This is a genomic window from Sphingomonas sp. (genome assembly GCF_048594985.1).
GTDB lineage: Bacteria > Pseudomonadota > Alphaproteobacteria > Sphingomonadales > Sphingomonadaceae > Sphingomonas_I.
In genome coordinates this window covers 1-21041 of record NZ_JBMDXG010000075.1, presented here as the reverse complement: position 1 = coordinate 21041, position 21041 = coordinate 1, and the positions used below count along the sequence as shown (strand labels likewise).

Here is a 21041-nt window from a genome sequence, read left to right as displayed (position 1 = left end):
TGACAGATCGGTCATCGCCGAGACCACGCCCGGCGTCACCCATTTGCCGGTGGCGTCGACCAACTCGGCGCCCGCGGGCACCGCCACGCCCGCGCCCGCCGCGACGACGCGGCCGTCGGCGATCACGACGGTGCCGCGCTCGATCGGCGCCGAGCCGTCGCCGATCGCGACGGTGCCGCCGGTGATGGCGATCGTTTCCGCCAGCGCGGGGGCGGCGAGGAGCGCGGCGAGCAGCGCCAATCCTCCCCGGAGCGGGGAGGGCAACCGCCGCGCAGCGGGGGTGGAGGGGGCGTGCGGCGGGGCGACGCGCGTGTTGCGATCCCCCTCCACCAGCCTGCGGCCGGTCCCCCTCCCCGTGCCGGGGAGGATCTTCAGCGGGTTCACTTCACGTCTCCTTCGCCGGGCTGGCCGAGTTCGAAGTCGGACACGGGCCGCCGCTTCGGATCGTTCGCGTCATAAAGCAGGGCGCCGTCGATCCACACCTTTTCGGGGCGGGTGTAGACGCTGAACGGATTGCCGTTCCACAGCACGACGTCGGCCATCTTGCCGGGCTTGAGGCTGCCCGTGCGATCGGCGATGCCGAGCGCCTTCGCGGGATTGTAGCTCAGCCAGATCCACGCTTGTTCGTCGGGGATCTGGATGCCCGCGCGTCGGCCGGCGGCGAGCGCCTTGGCGACTTCCTGGTTGAGGCGCTGGATGCCGTTCTGGTCGTCCGAATGGATCATCGCGCAAGTGCCCGCCTTCTGCAGGATGGCGAGATTCTCGCGGATGCCGTCATAGCTTTCCATCTTGAAGCCGTACCAGTCGGCCCAGACCACCGCGCAGATGTCGTTGGCCTTGAGCAGGTCGCCGATCTTGTAGGCTTCGACCCCGTGATGGAACGCGGTGACGTGATAGCCGAACTCCTTCGACATATCGATCACGTTGGCCATTTCGTCCGAGCGGTAGCAGTGGTTGTGGACGAGGATCTTGCCCGACAGCACGCCCGCCAGCGTGTCCATGGCGAGGTCGCGGCCGGGCGGATCGCCCTTGCCGTCCTCCTCATATTTGTCCCACTTGCGCTTATAGTCGGCGGCCTTGATCCAGGTCTGGCGGTTGACCGCGACATTGCCCATCCGGGTCGAGGGCATGCGGCCCTTGGCGCCGTAGACGCGCTTGGGATTTTCGCCGCAGGCCATCTTGAAGCCGTAGGGCGCGCCAGGGAATTTCATGCCCTGGCTGGTGCGCGCATAGACGTTCTTGAGCGTGACCGAGCGGCCGCCCATCAGATTGGCCGACCCGGGCAGTATCTGGAGCGTGGTGACGCCGCCATTGGCGAGCGCGCGGCTGAAGCCCGGGTCCTGCGGCCACACGCTATGTTCGGCCCACACTTCGGGCGTCGTCGGGCTGGTCGCCTCGTTCCCGTCGCTGAGCGCGGAGACGCCGGGGCTGGGATAGTCGCCCAAGTGGCTGTGGACGTCGATCACGCCGGGTGTGAGGTATTTGCCGGTGCCGTCGATCACCGTCGCGCCGGCGGGGGCGGCGATGGTCCGGCCGACCTCGACCACCTTGCCGTCGGCGAACAGCACCGATCCGCCGTCGATCCGTCCGCCCTCGCCATCATAGATGGTGACGTTGGTGACGAGCGTCGGCACGCTTGGATAGGGGCGGTAGGTCGACGGATAGGCGTCGGCCGGCCACGGCCGCGGCGCGCGCGGCGCGGGCGGGGTCGCCGAGGCGCTCTTCGGCTTTTCGGCCGGCGCGCTGGCGCAGGCGGCGAGCGCCAGCGCGACGCCGGAGACGGCGAACTTTCTATCGAACACCATGCATCCACTTTCTGATGAGCGGGGACAGGAGAAGGAGCACCGCGCCGATCACCGCCGAGGCGATGCCGATCGTGCGGAACACATCGCTATACGTATTGAGGCTGACCTGGAGGTTGGTGACCTGTCCGCCGACCGTCTCGACGCTGGCGACCTGCGCGACGATGCCCGCGACATATTGGGCGCAGCTGATCGACAGGAACCATAGCCCCATCATCAGGCCAACGACGCGCGCGATCGACAGCTTGGTGATCATCGACAGGCCGACCGGCGAGATGCACAATTCAGATGCCGAGTGGATCAGGTAGAGCAAAGCCAGCCACCAGACCGAGACGCGGAAGTCCGCCCCCGCGAAGTTCGATCCGAACACGAGCACGAGAAAGCCCAGCCCCACGCCGATCAGCGCGATCCCGAACTTGACCGGGGTCGACGGCTCGCGCCCGCGCTTGGCCAGCCCGTTCCACATGATCGAGAAGATCGGGGCGAGGGTGACGATGAAGAAAGCGTTGAAGAACTGCGTCTGGCCCGCGCTCAAACTGAACAGGCCGAAGATGCTGAGATCGGTATTGCGATCGGCGAACAGGGTGAGCGACGACCCCGCCTGTTCGAACAAGGTCCAGAAGACGACGTTGAACACGATCAGCACCATCGCCGCGAGCATCATCTGAAACTCAGCGCGGTCGCCGACGCGCGCCGACCAGATGAGGATGCCGGGCACCGCGATCAGGAAGGTCGCGAACAAAGCCTTGCCCATGATCGGCAGCGACAGGAGATAGCCGACGATGCCGCTGCCCGCCTCCGGCTTGGGCGCGTTCATCAGGTTCCAGAACAGGAACCAGGCGACCGGTACGGCGAGCGCGGACAGGATGTAGATCAGCGTCCCGCGATCCTTCGCCTGGCCGGCGGGCGGCTCGCCATAACCGGCGAGCTTGCCCCCATCGAACTGGATCAGCGAGAAGGAGACCATCATGCCGATCGCGGCGAGCAGGAAGCCCGCCCACCAGCCGAGCGCGACCGCGAGGAAGGGGCAGAGCAGCTGCGAGAACAGGCTGCCGAGATTGATGCCCATGTAGAAGATGGTGAAGCCGGCGTCGCGTCGTCGGTCGCCGGGCGCATAGAGCGCGCCCACCATCGTCGAGATGTTGGGCTTGAAGAAGCCGTTGCCGACCGTGATGAACGACAGGCCGAGCAAGGCCAGCGCGATATAGAAAGGCGAGCGGTCGCCCCCCGCCTTGAAGCCGCCCTTTTCGACGGTGCGCGCGATCGTGCCGTCGGGCGCGGTGAGCGTGACGGTGCCGTCCTCATTGCCCTTGATCGCGAGGCGACGGCCCTGATCGAGCACATATTGCTGTTCGGTGCCCGAAGCCGCGTCGACCACCACCTCGTAACGCTGGTTGTCGATCATGGCGTAGGGCTTGGCGGTCGGCCCGCCGAAGCAGAGCAGGAGATAGCCGAGCGACATGAAGATCGCGCCGAACTTCACCGACTTCTTCGAACCCAGATAGCGGTCGGCGATGAGCCCCCCCACCAGCGGGGTCAGATAGACCAAGGCGGTGAAGCCGCCATAAAGGCCGGTGGTCGTCTGGTCGTCGAACAGAAAGTGCTTGGCGAGATACAGCGCGAGCAGCGCGCGCATCCCGTAGAAGCCGAACCGTTCCCACATCTCGGTGGTGAAGAGGCGGGCGAGCTGGCGCGGATGGCCGAACCATGTGCGCTCATCGGCCGGATTGACGTGGCTGATGTCGGGCTCGGCCGGGGAGGCGTCGGTCGGGGTCTCCATGCGGACCTTTCAAAGGAAGGGGCGCGATGAGGCGCGCATGGGACAAGACTAACGGTGAAATTGCGCAAGTGAAGAAGATTGTTGCGCACTTGCCCCCGCGCGTAGGGTCGTGTTGATCCGGGGCAACAGGCGGGGCGGCCCCACCCGCCATGATGGAGACGCGCGTGTTCAACGATCTTTCCTCGCCCGCCGCGCTGATGGCGACGCGCCGTTCGGGCAAGCCCCGCGACATGGGGGCGCCGGGGCCGACCCAGGCCCAGCTCGACCGTATCCTCGACGCCGCGATCCGCGTGCCCGACCATGGCAAGCTCGCGCCGTGGCGCTTCGTCGTGATCCCCAAGGACCGCCGCGCGGCTTTCGCCGAACTGCTCGAGGCGGCCTATCGCGAAGAGCGGCCCGATCCCGGCAAGGTCGAGCTGGCGGCGGTGCACGACTTCGCGATGCAGGGCGAGGCGCTGGTCGTCGCGCTGTCGGCGCCCGCGCATGCCAGCCACATCCCGATCTGGGAACAGGAATTGTCCGCCGGGGCGGCGTGCATGAACCTGCTGGTGGCGGCGCATGCCGAAGGGCTGGTCGGCGGGTGGCTGACGGGCTGGGCGGCCTATTCCGATCGGGTGCGCGACGCGTTCGGCGAACGGGGCGAGCGGATCGCGGGCTTCCTGTTCCTCGGCACGCCCACCCGGCCGCTGGAGGAACGGCCGCGCCCCGACCGCGACGCCGTCGTGCGGATATGGCAGGGATGATTGCCTTTCCCGCGCTGCTGTGTTAGCACAGCATAACGCCATGCCGACTGCCGACCGACCCGTTTACCTTCGCCTGCGCGACGAGATCGTCGCCATGATCCTCGACGGGAGGATCCAGGAGGGCGACGCGCTACCCTCGGTGCGCGCGTTCGCGGCCGACCAGGGGGCGAACCCGCTGACCGTCGCGAAAGCCTATCAGAGCTTCCAGGAGGACGGGCTCGTCACCGTCCGGCGCGGCGTGGGCATGTTCGTCGATCCGGGCGCGGCGGCGCGGCTGCGCGCCTCCGCCCGCGCGCAGTTCCTCGAAGAGGAATGGCCCGAGATCGCGAGCCGTATGCGCCGGCTGGGGATCGATCCGGCCGAATTGCTGGGGCGCGTGCCCGCCTGAGCCGTGGGCGTGGCCCTGCGATCCTGCTAGGCGCGGGGCGTGGAGACGCTGCTGCTTCCTTTCGATGACGAGGCGATCGCGCAGGCCGCGCGGCTGATCGCGGCGGGCGATCCGGTCGCGGTGCCGACGGAGACGGTCTACGGCCTCGCCGCCGACGCGACCGACGGTGCGGCGGTCGCGCGTGTCTATGCCGCCAAGGGGCGCCCCGCCTTCAACCCGCTGATCGTGCATGTCGGGAGCGTGGAGCAGGCGCGGATGCTGGCCGAACTTTCCCGCGCCGCCGAGCGGCTCGCCGCGCATTTCTGGCCCGGCCCGCTGACGATGGTGCTGCCGCTGCGCGCCGATGCGGGGATCGCGTCGCTGGTCACGGCCGGGCTGCCCACGATCGCCGTGCGCGTTCCCGCGCATCCCGCGATGCGCGCGTTGCTGGCGGCGTCCGGACGGCCGCTCGCGGCGCCCTCGGCCAATGCATCGGGCACGATCAGCCCGACCCGGGCAGGCCATGTGCTGCGCTCGCTCGACGGGCGCATTCCCGTGGTGATCGACGGCGGCGCGACCGCGACGGGCCTGGAATCGACGATCGTCGCGGTCGAGCCCGATCGGCTCCGTCTGCTCCGTCCCGGCCCGATCACGGCGGACGCGCTGGCGGCCGCGAGCGGGCTGCTCGTGACGGCGGCAAGCGGCGGCGCGATCGAGGCGCCCGGCCAGCTCACGCAGCATTATGCCCCGTCCCGGCCCGTCCGGCTCGATGCGACGACGCGCGAGCCGGGCGAATGGCTGATCGGGTTCGGCGCGGTTGCCGGGGACGCATCGCTGTCGCCTGATGGCGACCTGGCCGAGGCGGCGGCGCGGCTGTTCGACCTGCTGCACGAAGCGGATGCCGCCGCCCCCGCGCGCATCGCGGTGGCGGCGGTGCCCGAAACCGGCCTGGGCATCGCGATCAATGACCGTCTGCGCCGCGCCGCCGCGTGATTGCGGCGGGCCTGGGTTGGACTAGCATTGGCCACCGCCGACTCGGGCGGATCAAGGGGGACTCGACATCGCCATGACCATTCTCCTGCTTGCGCTGTTAATCGGGATCGTCGCCGGGCTGCGCGCGATGACCGCGCCGGCGGCGGTCGCGCTTGCGGCCGTGTATGGCCCGCTCGTGCTGACGGGCACGCCGCTCGCCTTTCTCGCGATCGCGCCGGTGGCGTGGGTGCTGGTCGTGCTGGCGCTGGGCGAGCTCGTGACCGATCAGCTTCCCTCGACCCCCAGCCGCACCGTGCCGGTGCAGTTCGGCGCGCGGATCATCATGGGCGCGATCGCGGGCGCGGGCATTGGCGCGGCTGCGGGTGGTGCCGTCGGCGGTGCGGTCGCGGGGGCGATCGGGGCGGTGATCGGCACATTCGCGGGCGCCGCCGCAAGGGCGCGGCTTGCCGCCTCGTTCGGGCGCGACCGGCCTGCGGCGTTGATCGAGGATGCGGTTGCGATCGTCGGCGGGCTGCTCATCGCGTGGGCCGCATGAGCCGCCGTTTCGACGCGATCATCGTCGGGGCGGGGCAGGCGGGGCCGGCGCTCGCCGGGCGCCTGACCGGCGCGGGGATGACAGTCGCGCTGATCGAGCGGCATCTGGTCGGCGGGACGTGCGTCAACACGGGCTGCAAGCCGACCAAGACGCTGGTCGCGAGCGCCTATGCCGCGCACCTCGCGCGCCGGGGCGCGGACTATGGCGTGCGGACCGGGCCTGTCACGATCGACATGCCCACGGTCGCCGCGCGCGCGCAGACGGTGATCCACGACTCGCGCAAGGGCAATGAGGATTGGCTGGCGGCGATGGACGGGCTGACGCTGATCCGGGGCCATGCCCGGTTCGAGGGGCCGCACACGATCCGCGTCGGCGACGAACTGCTGGAGGCGCCGCGCATCTTCCTGAACGTCGGGGGACGCGCGGCGGTGCCCGACCTGTCCGGCATCGGCGACGTGCCGTACCTGACCAACAGCACGATCATCCCGCTCGACCGCGTGCCCGAGCATCTGGTGGTGGTCGGCGGCTCTTATATCGGCCTTGAATTCGCGCAGATGTATCGGCGCTTCGGCGCGGCGGTGACCGTCGTGGAAATGGGGCCGCGCCTGATCGGCCGCGAGGATGCTGACGTGTCGGAGGCGATCCGCGCCATCCTGGAGGCGGAAGGGATCACGGTGCGGACCGACGCCTGCTGCATCACGCTGGCGCGGCATGAGGATGGGGTCGCGGTGGGGGTCGATTGCAAGGAGGGCGCGCCCGAGGTGGTCGGCAGCCACGTCCTTCTGGCGACCGGGCGGCGGCCCAATACGGACGATCTCGGCCTCGACCGCGCCGGCATCGCGACCGACAAGCGCGGCTATATCACCGTGAACGACCGGCTCGCGACCAATGTCGAAGGCATCTGGGCGCTTGGCGACTGCAACGGGCGTGGCGCGTTCACCCACACCGCCTGGAACGATTACGAGATCGTTGCCGCCAACCTGCTCGACGGCGAGGATCGTAAGGTCAGCGACCGCATTCTCGGCTACGCGCTCTACATCGATCCGCCGCTCGGTCGGGTCGGCATGACCGAGGCGCAGGCGCGTGCGACCGGCCGGCCGATCCTGACCGCAACGCGGCCGATGACGCGCGTCGGCCGCGCGGTCGAGAAAGGCGAAACGCAGGGGTTCATGTCGATCGTGGCCGACGCCGAGACGCGCAAGATCCTGGGCGCGGCCATCCGCGGCACCGGCGGGGACGAGGCGATCCACGGCGTGCTCGACATGATGAACGTCGGCGCGACGATCGACGATTATCGCTGGGCGGTGCCGATCCATCCGACCGTGTCCGAACTGATCCCCACCCTGATCGGCGACATGCGACCGGGCTGAGGCTTTTCGTTTCGCCCCCCGGTCGCTAGAGGGGCGGCCTCCACCAGAGGATGCGCCGACCGATGAAGCTGATGACCGGCAATGCGAACCGGGTGCTCGCCCAGGCGGTTGCCGACTATCTCGAAATCAAGCTTACCGACGCGTCGGTGCGGCGTTTCGCGGACGAGGAAGTGTTCGTCGAGATCCACGAAAATGTCCGGGGCGAGGACGTGTTCGTGCTGCAGTCGACCGGCTATCCGACCAACGATAATCTGATGGAATTGCTGATCATGATCGACGCGCTGCGGCGCGCGTCGGCGCGGCGGATCACGGCGGTCGTCCCCTATTTCGGTTATGCGCGGCAGGACCGGAAACCGGGCCCCCGCACCCCGATTTCGGCCAAGCTGGTCGCCAATTTGATCACCGCGGCCGGTGCCAACCGCGTCCTGTCGGTCGACCTGCACGCCGGGCAGATCCAGGGCTTCTTCGATATCCCGACCGACAATCTCTATGCCGCGCCGGTCATGTCGGCCGACATCATGGCGCGGTATGAAGGGCGCAACCTGATGGTCGTGTCGCCCGACGTCGGCGGCGTGGTGCGCGCGCGCGGCCTGGCCAAGCGGCTCGACAATGCACCGCTCGCGATCGTCGACAAGCGCCGCGAGAAGCCGGGCGAGAGCGAGGTGATGAACATCATCGGCGACGTCGCGGGCCGCTTCTGCATCCTGATCGACGATATCGTCGATTCGGCGGGCACGCTGTGCAACGCGGCGCAGGCGTTGCGTGATGCCGGCGCGGAGGACGTGGTCGCCTATGTCAGCCACGGCGTGCTGTCCGGCGGCGCGGTCGCCCGGGTCGAGAAATCGGCGCTGCGCAAGCTGGTCATCACCGATTCGATCGGCGCGCCGCAGGCCGTGCTCGACGCGGCCAAGATCCGCCATCTGCCGATCGCGCCGCTGCTGGGCGAGGCGATCCGCCGCATTTCCGACGAAAGCTCGGTTTCGAGCCTGTTCGATTGAGGAAGCGCGCTTAGGCCGCGAGTTCCTTGAGCGGTACGGCGGTGTCGGCCAGCCGGGCGGGATCAGGCGTCGCATTCCCCGTCACCAGCGCGCGGCCTTGCACGTAATCGCGCGTCATGTTGACGCAATCGAGCGCGATCACCCGACCCTGCCGGAGATAGATCAGCGAGAAGCTGCGCGTCGCCGGATCGCCGCGCAGGATCGTCCGGTCATGGCCGAGCGAGAGGCCGACCGTCTGCAGGCGGAGATCGTACTGGTTGGACCAGAACCACGGCACCGCATGATAGTCGGTCGGCGCGCCCGTCAATGTCCGCGCCACCGCATTGGCCATGTCGTTGGCGTTCTGCACCGATTCGAGCCGAATCTCCGCGCCGTCGGCAAAGGCATTGGCATGGAGCGCGCAGTCGCCGATCGCGAAGATGTCGGGAAGCGAGGTGCGGCACGCGGCATCGACCGCGACGCCGTTGCCGCCCGCCGCCCCGGCCGCAAGCAGGGGATCGACGGCAGGCATGATGCCGATGCCGACGATCGCCATCTCGCACGGCAGGATCTCGCCATCGGCGAGGCGGACACCCGCGACACGGCCGTCGCGCTCCTCGATACAGTCGACCATCGCGCCCAGCCGCAGATCGACACCGTGCACGCGATGCTCGGCCTCGTAGAAGCGCGACAGGGGTTCGCCGGCGACGCGCGCGAGGACGCGGTCCTGCGCTTCCACCACGGCTACCCGGTTGCCGAACTTGGTGAGGACGGCGGCCGCCTCAAGCCCGATATAGCCGCCGCCGATCACTACCACGCGGGACGTGGCGGGAAGCTCGGCGACCAACCGGTCGACGTCGGCGCGGGTGCGGATGGCGTGGACGCCCGCGAGCTGATGCCCCGAACAGACCAGCGAACGCGGGCTGCCGCCGGCGGCCCAGATCAGGGTGCCGTAGCCGATCGTCCTGTCCGCATCGACCGTGCAGCCAGCGGGATCCACCGCCGCGACGCGCCGACCGGGCAGCATCGTCACGCCGCGTTCCTCCCAGAAGGCGGGCGGGCGGATCAGCAGCCGTTCGAACGGCTTGTCCCCGGCCAGATAGTCCTTCGAGAGCGGCGGGCGCTCATAGGGCAGTTCGGGTTCGTCGCCGACGATCGCGATGCTGCCGGCGAACTTGTTCTGGCGCAGCGCGATCGCGGCCTGCGCGCCGGCATGGCCGCCACCGACGATCAGGACGTCATACCGGCTCATACGAGGCGCGCGGCCGCCCATGCGAGATGATCGGCCATGAAGGTCGAGATGAAATAATAGCTGTGATCGTAGCCGGGCTGCATCCGCAGCGTGAGATCGATCCCGGCGGCGTCGCAGGCGTGCCGCAGCAGATCGGGGCGAAGTTGTTCGGCGAGGAACGGGTCCGCCTCGCCTTGATCGACCAGCAAGGCGGGCAGGCGCGCGCCATCTTCGATCAGCGCGACCGCGTCGTGTCGGCGCCACGTGGCGCGATCGTCGCCGAGATAGCCGGCCAGCGCCTTCTGCCCCCATGGCACGCGCGTCGGCGCGACGATCGGCGCGAAGGCGGAGACGGCGCGGAAGCGATCGGGGAAGGTCAGGCCGATCGTCAGCGCGCCATGGCCGCCCATCGAATGGCCCATGATCGCCTGCCGCGCCGGATCGACCGGGAAGGACGCCCCGACCAATTCGGGCAGTTCCTCGGTGACATAGGTCCACATGCGGTAGTTGGTTGCGTAGGGCGCCTGCGTCGCATCGACATAGAAGCCCGCGCCGAGCCCGAAATCATAGGCGCCGGCCGGATCGTCGGGCACGCTTTCGCCGCGCGGCGAGGTGTCGGGCGCGACGAAGATCAGGCGATGCTCGGCGCAGGCGCGGCGATATTCGCCCTTCTCGGTCACGTTGGCATGCGTGCAGGTGAGGCCGGACAGATACCAGACGACCGGCAGCCGCTCGCCCTCCGCATGATCAGGTACATAAACGGAGAAGGTCATCGCCGTGCCGGTCGCGGCCGACATATGGCGATAGACGCCCTGCGTGCCGCCGAAGGCGCGGTTGGTGGACAGGGCTTCCAGGCTCATCGAAACACCACCGCCTTGTTACCGTTGAGGAAGCCCCGCCGCGCTCCGTCCGGCGCGAAACCTCCGATCGCCGTCATATCATCCGCTCCCCCGCGGCGCCGATCGTTGCCCGGATTGACGCGATCGATCACGCTTGCGGGCGCCAGATCGCGCAGAGCTTGTTGCCGTCCGGATCGCGAAGATAGCTGACGTGGGCGACGCCGAGCGCACCGCCGTCACGCGCACCGGGTGGATCCTCGATCGAGGTGCCGCCATGCGCGACGCCGGCATCGTGGAAGGCCGTTACCTGCTCAGCCGATTCGCACTTGAACCCGATCGTCCCGCCGTTGGCGAAGGTTGCCGGCGCGTCATTGATCGGCTGGCTGACCCCGAAGCTGCCGCCATTATGCCGGTAGAAAAGGCGCACATGCCCGCTCGCGGCGACGTGACGCACGGGCTCGCCCGAAAAACCGAGCGTGCCGAGCACGGCGTTGTAGAAAATCCTGGAACGGTCGAGGTCGTTCGAACCGACCATGATGTGATTGAACATTCGTACCCCTGCGGCTTGCGGTGATCAGTAAACCACGACCGAACGGATGCTCTCGCCGGCATGCATCAGGTCGAAGCCCTTGTTGATCTCCTCCAGCGTCAGCCGGTGGGTGATCATCGGGTCGATCTCGATCCTGCCGTTCATATACCAGTCGACGATCCTGGGCGTGTCCGTCCGCCCGCGCGCGCCGCCGAACGCGGTGCCGCGCCAGTTGCGGCCCGTGACGAGCTGGAACGGACGGGTGCTGATCTCCTTGCCCGCCTCGGCCACGCCGATGATGATCGAGGTGCCCCAGCCGCGATGGCAGGATTCCAGCGCGGTGCGCATCACCTCGGTATTGCCGGTCGCGTCAAAGCTGTAATCCGCGCCGCCATCGGTGAGTTCGAGGATCCTGGCGACCGTCTCCTCGCGGCTCAGCCCCTTGGAATTGAGGAAGTGGGTCATGCCGAAGCGCCGGCCCCATTCCTCGCGCGCGGGGTTGATGTCGACGCCGATGATCCGGCCCGCACCCGCGAGCTTGGCACCCTGAATGACGTTCAGACCGATGCCGCCCAGGCCAAAGACCACGATGTTCTCGCCCGGCTGCACCTTGGCGGTGTTGACCACCGCGCCCACGCCCGTCGTCACGCCGCACCCGATATAGCAGCTGGTGTCGAACGGCGCGTCCTCGCGGATCTTGGCCACCGCGATCTCCGGCAGGACGGTGAAGTTCGAGAAGGTGGACCAGCCCATATCATGGAAGATCGGCTGACCCTTGTAGCTGAAGCGGGTGGTGCCGTCCGGCATCAGCCCTTTCCCTTGTGTCGCGCGGATCGCGGTGCACAGGTTGGTCTTGCCCGACAGGCACGATTTACACTGGCGGCATTCGGGCGTGTAGAGCGGAATGACGTGGTCGCCGACCGCGACGCTGGTCACCCCCGCGCCCACCTCGCGTACGATGCCCGCGCCTTCATGGCCCAGCACGCTGGGGAAGATGCCCTCGCTGTCGAGCCCGTCGAGCGTGTAGGCGTCGGTGTGGCAGATGCCGGTCGCCATGATTTCGACCAGCACCTCGCCCGCTTTGGGCCCTTCGAGGTCGAGCTCGACGATCTCGAGCGGTCTCTTCGCCTCGAACGCGACGGCGGCGCGGGTCTTCATGGGCTCTGTCTCCACTGGGATGCGGCCGCGATGACGCGGCCGGCCGGCAAAGGCAAGCTTGCGGGGGGCGTTCCCCTGTGCTGCAACCGCGAGCATGATTCAGGCCGCGCTCCACCACGTTACCGCCTATCGTTACGACAAGGCGGTGCGGCTCGGCCCGCAGATCATCCGCCTGCGCCCCGCCCCGCACAGCCGGACGGAGGTGCCCAATTACTCGCTGAAGATCCTGCCCGAGCAGCATTTCATCAACTGGCAGCAGGATCCGCACGGCAACTGGCTCGCCCGGATCGTGATTCCCGATCCCACGGCCGAATTCCGCGTCACGGTCGACCTGATCGCCGATCTGGCGGTGATCAACCCGTTCGACTTCTTCGTCGAGGAATATGCCGAGCAGCGGCCCTTCGCCTACGCGCCCGACCTGAAGGCCGACCTGTCGCCCTATTTCGAGGTCGAGCCGCAAGGGCCGCTGTTCGACGCGCTCTACGATCGCTTCGCGGACACGACGATGCGATCGATCGATTTCCTGGTCGAACTCAACCGGGCGGTGAACGAACAGCTCGGCTACGTCATCCGGCTGGAGCCGGGTGTGCAGACGCCCGAGGAGACGCTGAGCTGCGGGACGGGATCGTGCCGCGATTTCACGTGGCTGCTGGTCCAGCTGCTGCGCAAGCTCGGCTTCGCGGCGCGGTTCGTGTCGGGCTATTCGATCCAGCTCACGCCCGATGTCGTGGCGGTCGAGGGGCCGAGGGGCGTGGCGCAGGATATTTGCGACCTCCATGCCTGGGCCGAGGCCTATATTCCCGGCGCGGGCTGGATCGGGCTCGACCCGACCTCCGGCCTGTTCGCGGGCGAGGGGCATATCCCGCTGTGCGCGACGCCGCATTACCGGTCGGCCACCCCGATCGAGGGCGCGCTGCTGGAGCCTGCGCACACCGACTTCAGCTTCCATATGGACGTGCAGCGCATCGCCGAGGCGGTGCGCATCACCAAGCCCTTCACCGATCAGCGCTGGAGCGCGCTCGACGCGCTCGGCCACAAGGTGGACGCAGACCTCGCCCGGCAGGATGTGCGCCTGACCACCGGGGGTGAGCCGACGTTCCTGGCAGCCGAGGATCCCGAGGCGCCCGAATGGAATGCCGACGCGGTCGGGCCGACCAAGGCGCGTTATGCCGACCGGCTGATCCGGCGGATGCGCGACCGCTTTGCGCCCGGCGGGCTGATCCATCACGGTCAGGGCAAATGGTATCCGGGCGAGAGCCTGCCGCGCTGGGGCTATTCGGTCTATTGGCGCGACGACGGGATCGCGGTGTGGCGCGACCCCGATTTGCTCGCGGTGGACGACGGCACCGGCTCCCCGCTGCCCGACGGCACCGCCGAGCGCTTCCTGAAGGGCATTGCCGACATGCTCGCGGTGCCGGGAGACTATGTCGAGCCGGCGTTCGAGGATCCGGCCGAATGGGCGCTCAAGGAGAGCGAACTGCCCGCCAATGTCGATCCGACCGACCCCAAGATCGAGGATCCGGAGGCCCGCGCGCGGATGGTGCGCGCATTCGAGCGCGGGCTGTCGCGTCCGGTAGGCTATGTCCTGCCGATCCAGGCGTGGCAGGCGGGGCAGGAACCCGAGCCGCGCCGCTGGCGGAGCGAACGCTGGAACGTGCGGCGCGGCCGGCTTTTCCTCGTCCCCGGCGACAGCGCGGTCGGCTATCGTCTGCCTTTGGGTTCGCTGCCGTACGTGCCGCCGGCGAGCTACCCTTACCTCTACGTCCGCGACACCACCGAAGAGCGCGAACCGCTGCCCGACTTCCGCCAGCAGCGGGTCGAACCGGTTGCGCCGGCGGGCGGAGCCGCGGCGCAGGCCGTGCAGGAGCAGGTGCCGATCGAGGGCGCGGTCCGCACCGCGCTGACGGTCGAATCGCGGGGGGCGTATCTCGCCATCTTCCTGCCGCCGACCGAGCGGCTGGAAGATTATCTCGAGCTGATTGCCGCGATCGAGCGCGTGGCGGAAGCGACGCGCGTGCCGATCCGGATCGAGGGCTATGCCCCGCCGCCCGATCCGCGCCTGCAGGTGCTGAAGGTCACGCCTGATCCCGGCGTGATCGAGGTCAATGTCCAGCCGACCGCGACCTGGGACGAAACGGTCGACCTCACCACTTCGCTCTACGACATGGCGCGCGAGGAGAAGCTGACCGCCGACAAATTCCTGGTCGACGGGCGATCGGTCGGCACCGGCGGGGGCAACCATCTCGTGCTCGGCGGGCGATCGGTGGGGGATTCGCCCTTCATCCGCCGGCCGGACCTGCTCAAGAGCTTCGTCCTCTATTGGCAGCGGCATCCGTCGCTCAGCTACCTGTTCTCAGGCCTGTTCATCGGCCCGACCAGCCAGGCGCCGCGCATCGACGAGGCGCGGCATGACGGGCTGTACGAGCTGGAAGTGGCGCTGGCGCAGGTGCCGAACCCGTTTGCGGAAGGGGCGGTCGAGCCGCCGCAGCCCTGGCTGGTCGACCGGCTGTTCCGCAACCTGCTGGTCGACGTGACGGGCAATACCCACCGTACCGAAATCTGCATCGACAAGCTCTTCTCGCCCGACGGGCCGACCGGGCGGCTCGGCCTGGTCGAGTTTCGTGGGTTCGAAAGGCCGCCCGAGGCGAAGATGAGCCTTGCGCAGCAATTGCTGGTGCGCGCGCTGACCGCCTGGTTCTGGCGCGAGCCGCAGCACGGCGCGCTCGTCCGCTGGGGCACGGCGCTGCACGACCGCTTCATGCTCGGCCATTTCGTGTGGGACGATTTCCTGGAGGTGCTCGCCGATCTGCGCGCGGCGGGGTACGATTTCGATCCGGCCTGGTTCGAGGCGCAGCGCCAGTTCCGCTTCCCCGTCCACGGCAGCGTGACGGCGGGCGGGGTGACGATGGAGATCGCGCACGCGCTCGAACCCTGGCCCGTGCTGGGCGAGACCGGCGCGATCGGCGGCACCGTCCGCTACGTCGACAGCTCGACCGAGCGGCTGCAGGTGCGCTGCACGGGGCTCGTCCCCGGGCGGCACATCGTCGCCTGCAACGGACGGCGCGTGCCGATGGCGGAGACAGGCGTTCGCGGCGAGGGCGTGGGGGGCGTGCGCTACAAGGCGTGGGCACCCGCCAATTGCCTGCATCCGCGCCTGGCCGTGAATGCGCCGCTGACCTTCGACCTGCTCGACACGTGGAACGGGCGCTCGCTCGGCGGCTGCGTCTACCATGTCGGCCATCCCGGCGGGCGCAATTACGATGGCGTGCCGGTCAACGATTACGAGGCGGAGGCGCGGCGCAAGGCGCGCTTCGTGGATCATGGCCACACGCCCGGCCGGATCGAGATGCCGCCCGAGGAACGCGCGGGCGATTTCCCGATGACGCTTGACCTCAGGCGACCGATCGGCCTCTAGCGGCCCATGGCGTGGGGCACCAACATGGCGCAGCTTCCCGGCCTGCCCACCTGGGGGCAGGGCTGGCTGGAAAGCTATGTGGCGCAGGCCGGCACCGGTGACGTCGTGCGCGACGACATGGGGCGCGGCGCGCGCTGGTGGCACCATCTGTTCGACGGCGTCGCGGGGCTGACCGAAGGGCGGCTGCAGCGGCTGCAGGACCGGGTCGGGCGGCAGGTCGACGAGATCGGAACCGCGTTCCGCCTGCCCGGCGACCCGGCGGAGCGGCCGTGGCCGCTGTCGGCGCTGCCGCTGCTGATCGGCGAGGACGAATGGCGCGATGTCGCCAGCGGAGTGGCGCAACGCGCCGACCTGCTCGAACGCGTGCTGGCGGACGTGTACGGCCCGGCCGAGCTGGTGCGCGACGGCCGCCTGCCGGCGGCGGTGGTGACCGGATCGCGCCATTTCTGGCGATCGATGATCGGCATGGAGCCGCTCGGCGGACATCGGCTGCACATCTATGCGGTCGATCTGGGGCGCGGCCCCGACGGGAGCTGGCGCGTGCTGGCCGATCATGTCCGCGCGCCGGTCGGCGCGGGCTATGCGCTGGAGAACCGCCTCGCGGCGAGCCGCGTGATGGGCACGCTCCAGACCCGGCTCAATCTTCATCGGCTGGCGCCCTTCTTTTCGGACTTCCGCGAGGGGATCGCCGCGTCCTGCCGCCGGTCCGATCCGCGCATCGGCCTGCTCACGCCCGGCCGCTACAATCAGAGCTATGCCGAACAGGCGCATCTCGCGCGCTATCTCGGCTTCCTGCTGGTCGAGGGTGACGATCTGGCGGTGCGCGACAACCGGCTGTACGTCCGCACGATCGAGGGGCTGAAGCGGATCGACGCGCTGTGGCGGCGGATGGACAGCCGCTTCCTCGACCCGCTGGCCTTCGACAGCGCGTCGCGGATCGGCGTGCCGGGGCTGATGGATGCGATCGCCAATGGCGACGCGGTGCTGGCCAACGCGCCTGGCGTGGGCGTGATCGAATCGCCCGCCTTCGCCGCCTTCCTGCCCGCACTGGCCCGCCACATGCTGGGCGAGGAATTGCGGCTGCCCAACATCGCGACCTGGTGGTGCGGCCAGTCCGCGCCGTGCGCCGACATGCTCGCGCGGCTCGACGATCTGCTGGTCGGGCCGGCCTTCGCCGATCCGGTGGCGGAAATCGGGGGCGAGGCGGTGCTGGGTGCGACGCTCGATCCCGCCGCGCGCGCCCGGCTCGAAGCCGCGATGGCGCTGCGCCCGCACGATTATGTCGGGCGCGAGGTGGTGCGCCTGTCGACCATGCCGATGGTCTCCGACGGGCGGCTGATCGCGCGCCCCTTCACGCTGCGCGCCTTCGCCGTGCGCGACGGCAGCGGCGCGTGGACAGTGATGCCGGGCGGCTTCGCGCGGCTCGGCAACCTCGCCGACGAACGCGCGACGATCATGGGCGAGGGCGCGCATTCGGCCGACGTGGGCATCGTGGCGCTCAGCCCGGTCGATCCGGTCTCGCTCCTGCCGCAGCACGTCGCGGTCCGGCGCAATCCGGGGACGTTGCCGAGCCGCGCGGCGGACAATCTCTACTGGCTCGGCCGCTACCTCGAACGCGGCGAGGCGACGCTGCGGCTGGTGCGCGCGACTCTCGGCGGGACGATCGACGCGGATACCGGCGCCAATCTCGTCCCCGTCACGCTCGATCGGCTGGCGACCTTGCTCATCTCGACCGGCGCGTCGCGGATCGAGGAGGATGATGAGGAGGACGATGACGAGGAGGCGGGGCATGGCGCGATCCGCGACCTCGCGGAACTCGCCGAATCCGCATTGGTCGGCAACGGCCTCGCCAGCATCCGCACGCTCTTCTCGACGATCCATGGCATCGCATCGGGCATTCGCGACCGGCTGTCGGCCGATGTCTGGCGGCTGATCGACGCCCCACTGCCGCCCGAGCAGAGCGGCGACGCCGGCGCGATGCTCGCGCGGGTCGGCATGTTGCAGGAGCGGTTCGCGGCGCTTGCGGGGCTCGCCGCCGAGAATATGGGCCGCACCGCCGGCTGGCGCTTCCACGACCTCGGCCGGCGGATCGAGCGCGCGCTGGCGGCGTGCCGGCTGACGCGCAGCTTCGCGACCGACGCGGCCACCGCCGACGACCTGACAACCTTGCTCGAACTGATGGACAGCCAGATCAGCTATCGCGCGCGCTACATGACCGGGCTCGCGCTGGTGCCGGTGCGCGATCTGGTCGCTCTCGACCCTTATAATCCGCGCAGCCTCGCCTACCAGATGGCGCGGATCGGCGAGCACCTCGCGGCCTTGCCCTCGCTGCGCGACGACGGAATGGCGGAGGAGCAGGTCAGCCTCGCGCAGGAACTGGCGCTGATGGTCGCCACGGTGAAGGCCGAATCGCTCTCCCCGGCGACGATGCTGGGGATCGAAAACCGGCTGATGGCGCTGAGCGACGCGATCGCGGCGCGATTCTTCCTGCAAGGGGCGGAAACCGTGCGCGCGGCGGCGATGGTGCTTGCCTGATGCGCTACGCGATCAGCCATCGCACGCGCTTCCGCTACGCCTTTCCGGTGCGGTTCGCGCGCTGCAACCTGCGTTTGCGTCCGATCGACTGGGACGGGCAGCGGCTGGAAGAACATACGCTGGCGGTCGACCCCGCCACGCCGCCGCAACCGGGCCGGCCGAGCGGCTACCCGGTCGAAACCGCGCGAATCGTGCTCGAAAAGCCGGCGACCGAGCTGGTGATCGACAGCCACGCGCATGTCGTCGTCGATCGCGTCGCCCCGGTGGCGGAGCCGAGCGACTGCACGGTGGCGGAAGCGGGCCGGCTGGCGCGCGACGTGCGCGCGCTCGGGCCGGTCAGCCCGGCCAATTATCTCTACCCGTCACCGCTGATCGCGGCCTTCCCCGAAATCGCGGCATGGTGCGCGCGCGAGCTGGACCCGGCGCGCGGCGTGGTCGAGGCGGGGCTTGCGCTGGCCAAGGCGATCCAGGCCGGCTTCCGCTATGACGGCAGCGCGACGCAGCTCGACACCAGCCCCGCCGAGGCGTTCGCGAAGAAAAGCGGCGTGTGCCAGGATTTCGCGCAGATCATGATTTCGGGCGCGCGGTCGGCGGGCCTCGCGACGGCTTACGTCTCGGGCTATCTGCGCACGATCCCTCCGCCCGGACGCGCGCGGCTGGTGGGAGCGGACGCGACGCACGCCTGGGTGCTGATCTGGTGCGGACCGCAGCGCGGGTGGATCGGGTTCGATCCCACCAACGGGGTGACGATGGGATCGGACCATATCGTGACGGCGGTCGGGCGCGATTATGCCGACGTGGCGCCGATCGACGGCATTTTCCTCGGCCGCGACGGGCAGAAGATCGACGTGGCGGTCGACGTCGAGCCTTTGGGATAGACGGCGATGACGCTCGCGCATGCCTATGCCGAGACGCCGGTCGGGCGGCTCAAGCTGGTGGCGGATGCCGACGCGCTGGTCGCGATCCTATGGTCCGATGCCGACGCGGCGCGGGTCGCGCTGGCCCCTACGATCGAAGAGCCAGCGCATCCGGTGCTGGTGGAAACGGCGGCGCAGCTGGCGCGCTATTTCGCGCGCGGATTGACCCGGTTCGATCTGCCACTGCGCTTCGCCGGCACCGACTTCCAGCAGGCGGTATGGCGCGCGCTGCTGGAGATACCTTATGGCGAGACCTGTTCCTATGGCGATGTCGCGCGCCGGATCGGGCGGCCGGACGCGGTGCGCGCGGTCGGGGCGGCGAACGGGCGCAACCCGATCTCGATCGTCGCGCCCTGTCACCGCGTGGTCGGCACGAGCGGCGCACTGACCGGCTTTGCCGGCGGCATGGCGGTCAAGCGCCGACTGCTCGACCTGGAGCGGCCGACCCTGTTCGGATAGCGCGGTCTATCAAACCGTCGCGGTACGGAAATCTCCGAAAGATTGCAGCGCGATTCATCATAAGGTCACCACCCAGTCATGGCGCCGACCTACCGCGTCTCCCGGTCATTTCGGACCTCAGGAGACCGTCCGTGAAACTACAGCAGATTGCCGCCGGCGTTGCGGCCCTGGTTGCCACAGCTCTCTTCACCCCCGCAGCGAACGCGGCCGACCCGATCGTGATCGCGCATCGCGGTGCCAGCGGTTATCTGCCCGAACATACGCTCGCGGCCTATGAACTCGCGGTGCGCATGGGCGCCGACTATATCGAGCCCGACCTCCAGCTGACCTCCGACGGGCAGCTCGTCGCGATGCACGACACGACGCTGACCCGCACCACCAACGCGGCGACATTGTTCGCGCCGCGCAATGGCGGCTACCGCGTGTCCGATTTCACGCTGGCCGAGATCAAGACGCTAACCGTCAAGCCGGTCGGCAGCTCGAAGCCGAGCTATCCCGGCTTCACCCCGACTAACCCCGAGCTGCGCGTTCCGACTTTTCAGGAAGTGATCGATCTCGCCAAGCAGCAGAGCGCGGCGGCGGGGCGGACCGTCGGCATCTATCCGGAAGCCAAGCAGGCTGATCCGGCGATGGAAGACGCCATTCTCAGCACGCTTCGCGCCAACGGCTATGGCGGCTCGGGCGACAAATTGTTCGTCCAGTCGTTCAGCGACCAGACGATCCGCAGCATTGATGCGAAGTCTGAATCGCTTGGCATGGACCTGTCCCTGGTCCTCCTCGGCGGTGCCACCACCGACGCGTCGGGCGCTGCGGCCATCCAGATGACGGGCGGCGTGTTCGCGCTGAAGGACATTGCGAGCTTTGCCGACGGCATCGGCCTGTCGCTCAGCACCGCGATCACGGCGGATTATATCGCGCAGGCGCATGCGCTGGGGCTCAAGGTCCATGGCTGGACCTTCAACCAGGCCGATCCCACGCTCGCGGCGGCGCAGTTCGAACGCTATCTGGACATGGGGATGGACGGTCTGTTCGCCAATTTCCCGGATCTGGCGGTCGAGGCGGTCGACGCGCACCGCGGTGCGGTGCCTGAAACCGCGACGTGGATGACCATGATCGTCGGTTTCGGCGGCGTCGGCCTGCTGCTCCGTCGCCGCAAGCCGGCGGCGCGGGCGGGCATCGCGCACGCCTGATGAGATGGAATGGCCGGGCGCGGTGGTGCCCGGCCTTTCTATGGGCGCATGATTTTCGGGGCAGGAGTGACCCGCTCTTCAGGCGGCCTCGGCCGCAAGGCGTTCCTCCCGCCGCGCGGGGACCTTCTCCGCAATCTCTCCGCGCCCGGCCCGGTGGAGCAGGCGGTTGATGTAATCGAGCTTGGCGATGATCTTTTCCGA

The 21041-nt window shown here is 68.9% G+C and carries 17 protein-coding genes and 1 pseudogene; 11 read left to right on the top strand and 7 right to left on the bottom strand.

Annotated elements, in window-relative coordinates; translation table 11 throughout:
- From ACOJSF_RS02730 to ACOJSF_RS02720, 3 genes and pseudogenes are all read right to left on the bottom strand, one after another.
- Window positions 1-264 (bottom strand): annotated as a pseudogene (locus ACOJSF_RS02730) (amidohydrolase); the annotation flags it as partial.
- Between the two features lie 116 nt (window positions 265-380).
- Window positions 381-1805 carry an amidohydrolase gene (locus ACOJSF_RS02725; protein ID WP_420140696.1) on the bottom strand — a complete coding sequence of 475 codons (1425 nt, stop codon included), beginning with the start codon at window positions 1803-1805 and terminating at the stop codon, window positions 381-383.
- On the bottom strand, window positions 1792-3582 hold the full coding sequence (locus ACOJSF_RS02720) for a peptide MFS transporter (RefSeq protein ID WP_420140695.1): 1791 nt from the start codon (window positions 3580-3582) through the stop codon (window positions 1792-1794). Before ACOJSF_RS02720 ends, ACOJSF_RS02725 begins: the two co-directional genes overlap by 14 nt.
- A 164-nt stretch (window positions 3583-3746) precedes the next feature.
- Between ACOJSF_RS02720 and ACOJSF_RS02715 the strand changes: the two genes are divergently transcribed.
- From ACOJSF_RS02715 to ACOJSF_RS02690, 6 genes are all read left to right on the top strand, one after another.
- Window positions 3747-4325 (top strand): nitroreductase family protein, encoded by a 579-nt coding sequence (locus ACOJSF_RS02715; RefSeq protein ID WP_420140694.1) that lies wholly within the window; start codon window positions 3747-3749, stop codon window positions 4323-4325.
- 40 nt (window positions 4326-4365) lie between these two features.
- Window positions 4366-4713 (top strand): GntR family transcriptional regulator, encoded by a 348-nt coding sequence (locus ACOJSF_RS02710; RefSeq protein WP_420140693.1) that lies wholly within the window; start codon window positions 4366-4368, stop codon window positions 4711-4713.
- Window positions 4714-4752: 39 nt separating this feature from the next.
- Entirely contained in the window at window positions 4753-5685 is a 933-nt protein-coding gene (locus tag ACOJSF_RS02705; RefSeq protein ID WP_420140692.1) for an L-threonylcarbamoyladenylate synthase, read from the top strand.
- A gap of 73 nt (window positions 5686-5758) precedes the next feature.
- The gene (locus ACOJSF_RS02700) at window positions 5759-6220 is read left to right on the top strand and encodes a DUF4126 domain-containing protein (protein WP_420140691.1); all 462 of its coding nucleotides are present in this window, start codon (window positions 5759-5761) and stop codon (window positions 6218-6220) included.
- Entirely contained in the window at window positions 6217-7590 is a 1374-nt protein-coding gene (locus tag ACOJSF_RS02695) for an FAD-containing oxidoreductase (protein ID WP_420140690.1), read from the top strand. The genes ACOJSF_RS02700 and ACOJSF_RS02695 overlap by 4 nt, the downstream gene beginning before the upstream one ends.
- A 62-nt stretch (window positions 7591-7652) precedes the next feature.
- Window positions 7653-8588 (top strand): ribose-phosphate pyrophosphokinase, encoded by a 936-nt coding sequence (locus ACOJSF_RS02690; protein WP_420140689.1) that lies wholly within the window; start codon window positions 7653-7655, stop codon window positions 8586-8588.
- A 10-nt stretch (window positions 8589-8598) separates the two neighbouring features.
- Here the strand turns inward: ACOJSF_RS02690 and ACOJSF_RS02685 are convergent, their stop codons facing one another.
- The 4 genes from ACOJSF_RS02685 to ACOJSF_RS02670 all read right to left on the bottom strand — a co-directional run bounded on the left by ACOJSF_RS02685 (window position 8599) and on the right by ACOJSF_RS02670 (window position 12324).
- Window positions 8599-9819 carry an NAD(P)/FAD-dependent oxidoreductase gene (locus tag ACOJSF_RS02685; protein ID WP_420140688.1) on the bottom strand — a complete coding sequence of 407 codons (1221 nt, stop codon included), beginning with the start codon at window positions 9817-9819 and terminating at the stop codon, window positions 8599-8601.
- Window positions 9816-10658 carry an S-formylglutathione hydrolase gene (gene fghA, locus ACOJSF_RS02680; RefSeq protein ID WP_420140687.1) on the bottom strand — a complete coding sequence of 281 codons (843 nt, stop codon included), beginning with the start codon at window positions 10656-10658 and terminating at the stop codon, window positions 9816-9818. The genes ACOJSF_RS02685 and fghA overlap by 4 nt, the downstream gene beginning before the upstream one ends.
- Before the next feature lie 127 nt (window positions 10659-10785).
- On the bottom strand, window positions 10786-11187 hold the full coding sequence (locus tag ACOJSF_RS02675; protein ID WP_420140686.1) for a VOC family protein: 402 nt from the start codon (window positions 11185-11187) through the stop codon (window positions 10786-10788).
- A gap of 24 nt (window positions 11188-11211) precedes the next feature.
- A complete protein-coding gene (locus ACOJSF_RS02670; protein WP_420140685.1) occupies window positions 11212-12324 on the bottom strand; it encodes an S-(hydroxymethyl)glutathione dehydrogenase/class III alcohol dehydrogenase in 1113 nt (370 codons plus the stop codon).
- 94 nt (window positions 12325-12418) lie between these two features.
- Here ACOJSF_RS02670 and ACOJSF_RS02665 point away from each other — a divergent pair, with 94 nt between their 5' ends.
- The 5 genes from ACOJSF_RS02665 to ACOJSF_RS02645 all read left to right on the top strand — a co-directional run bounded on the left by ACOJSF_RS02665 (window position 12419) and on the right by ACOJSF_RS02645 (window position 20840).
- Entirely contained in the window at window positions 12419-15739 is a 3321-nt protein-coding gene (locus ACOJSF_RS02665; protein ID WP_420140684.1) for a DUF2126 domain-containing protein, read from the top strand.
- 6 nt (window positions 15740-15745) lie between these two features.
- Window positions 15746-18274 carry a circularly permuted type 2 ATP-grasp protein gene (locus ACOJSF_RS02660; RefSeq protein ID WP_420140683.1) on the top strand — a complete coding sequence of 843 codons (2529 nt, stop codon included), beginning with the start codon at window positions 15746-15748 and terminating at the stop codon, window positions 18272-18274.
- A complete protein-coding gene (locus tag ACOJSF_RS02655; RefSeq protein ID WP_420140682.1) occupies window positions 18274-19152 on the top strand; it encodes a transglutaminase family protein in 879 nt (292 codons plus the stop codon). The genes ACOJSF_RS02660 and ACOJSF_RS02655 overlap by 1 nt, the downstream gene beginning before the upstream one ends.
- A gap of 6 nt (window positions 19153-19158) precedes the next feature.
- Entirely contained in the window at window positions 19159-19650 is a 492-nt protein-coding gene (locus tag ACOJSF_RS02650) for a methylated-DNA--[protein]-cysteine S-methyltransferase (protein WP_420140681.1), read from the top strand.
- Window positions 19651-19781: 131 nt separating this feature from the next.
- The gene (locus ACOJSF_RS02645) at window positions 19782-20840 is read left to right on the top strand and encodes a glycerophosphodiester phosphodiesterase family protein (RefSeq protein ID WP_420140680.1); all 1059 of its coding nucleotides are present in this window, start codon (window positions 19782-19784) and stop codon (window positions 20838-20840) included.
- The last annotated feature ends 201 nt before the right edge of the window (window positions 20841-21041 follow it).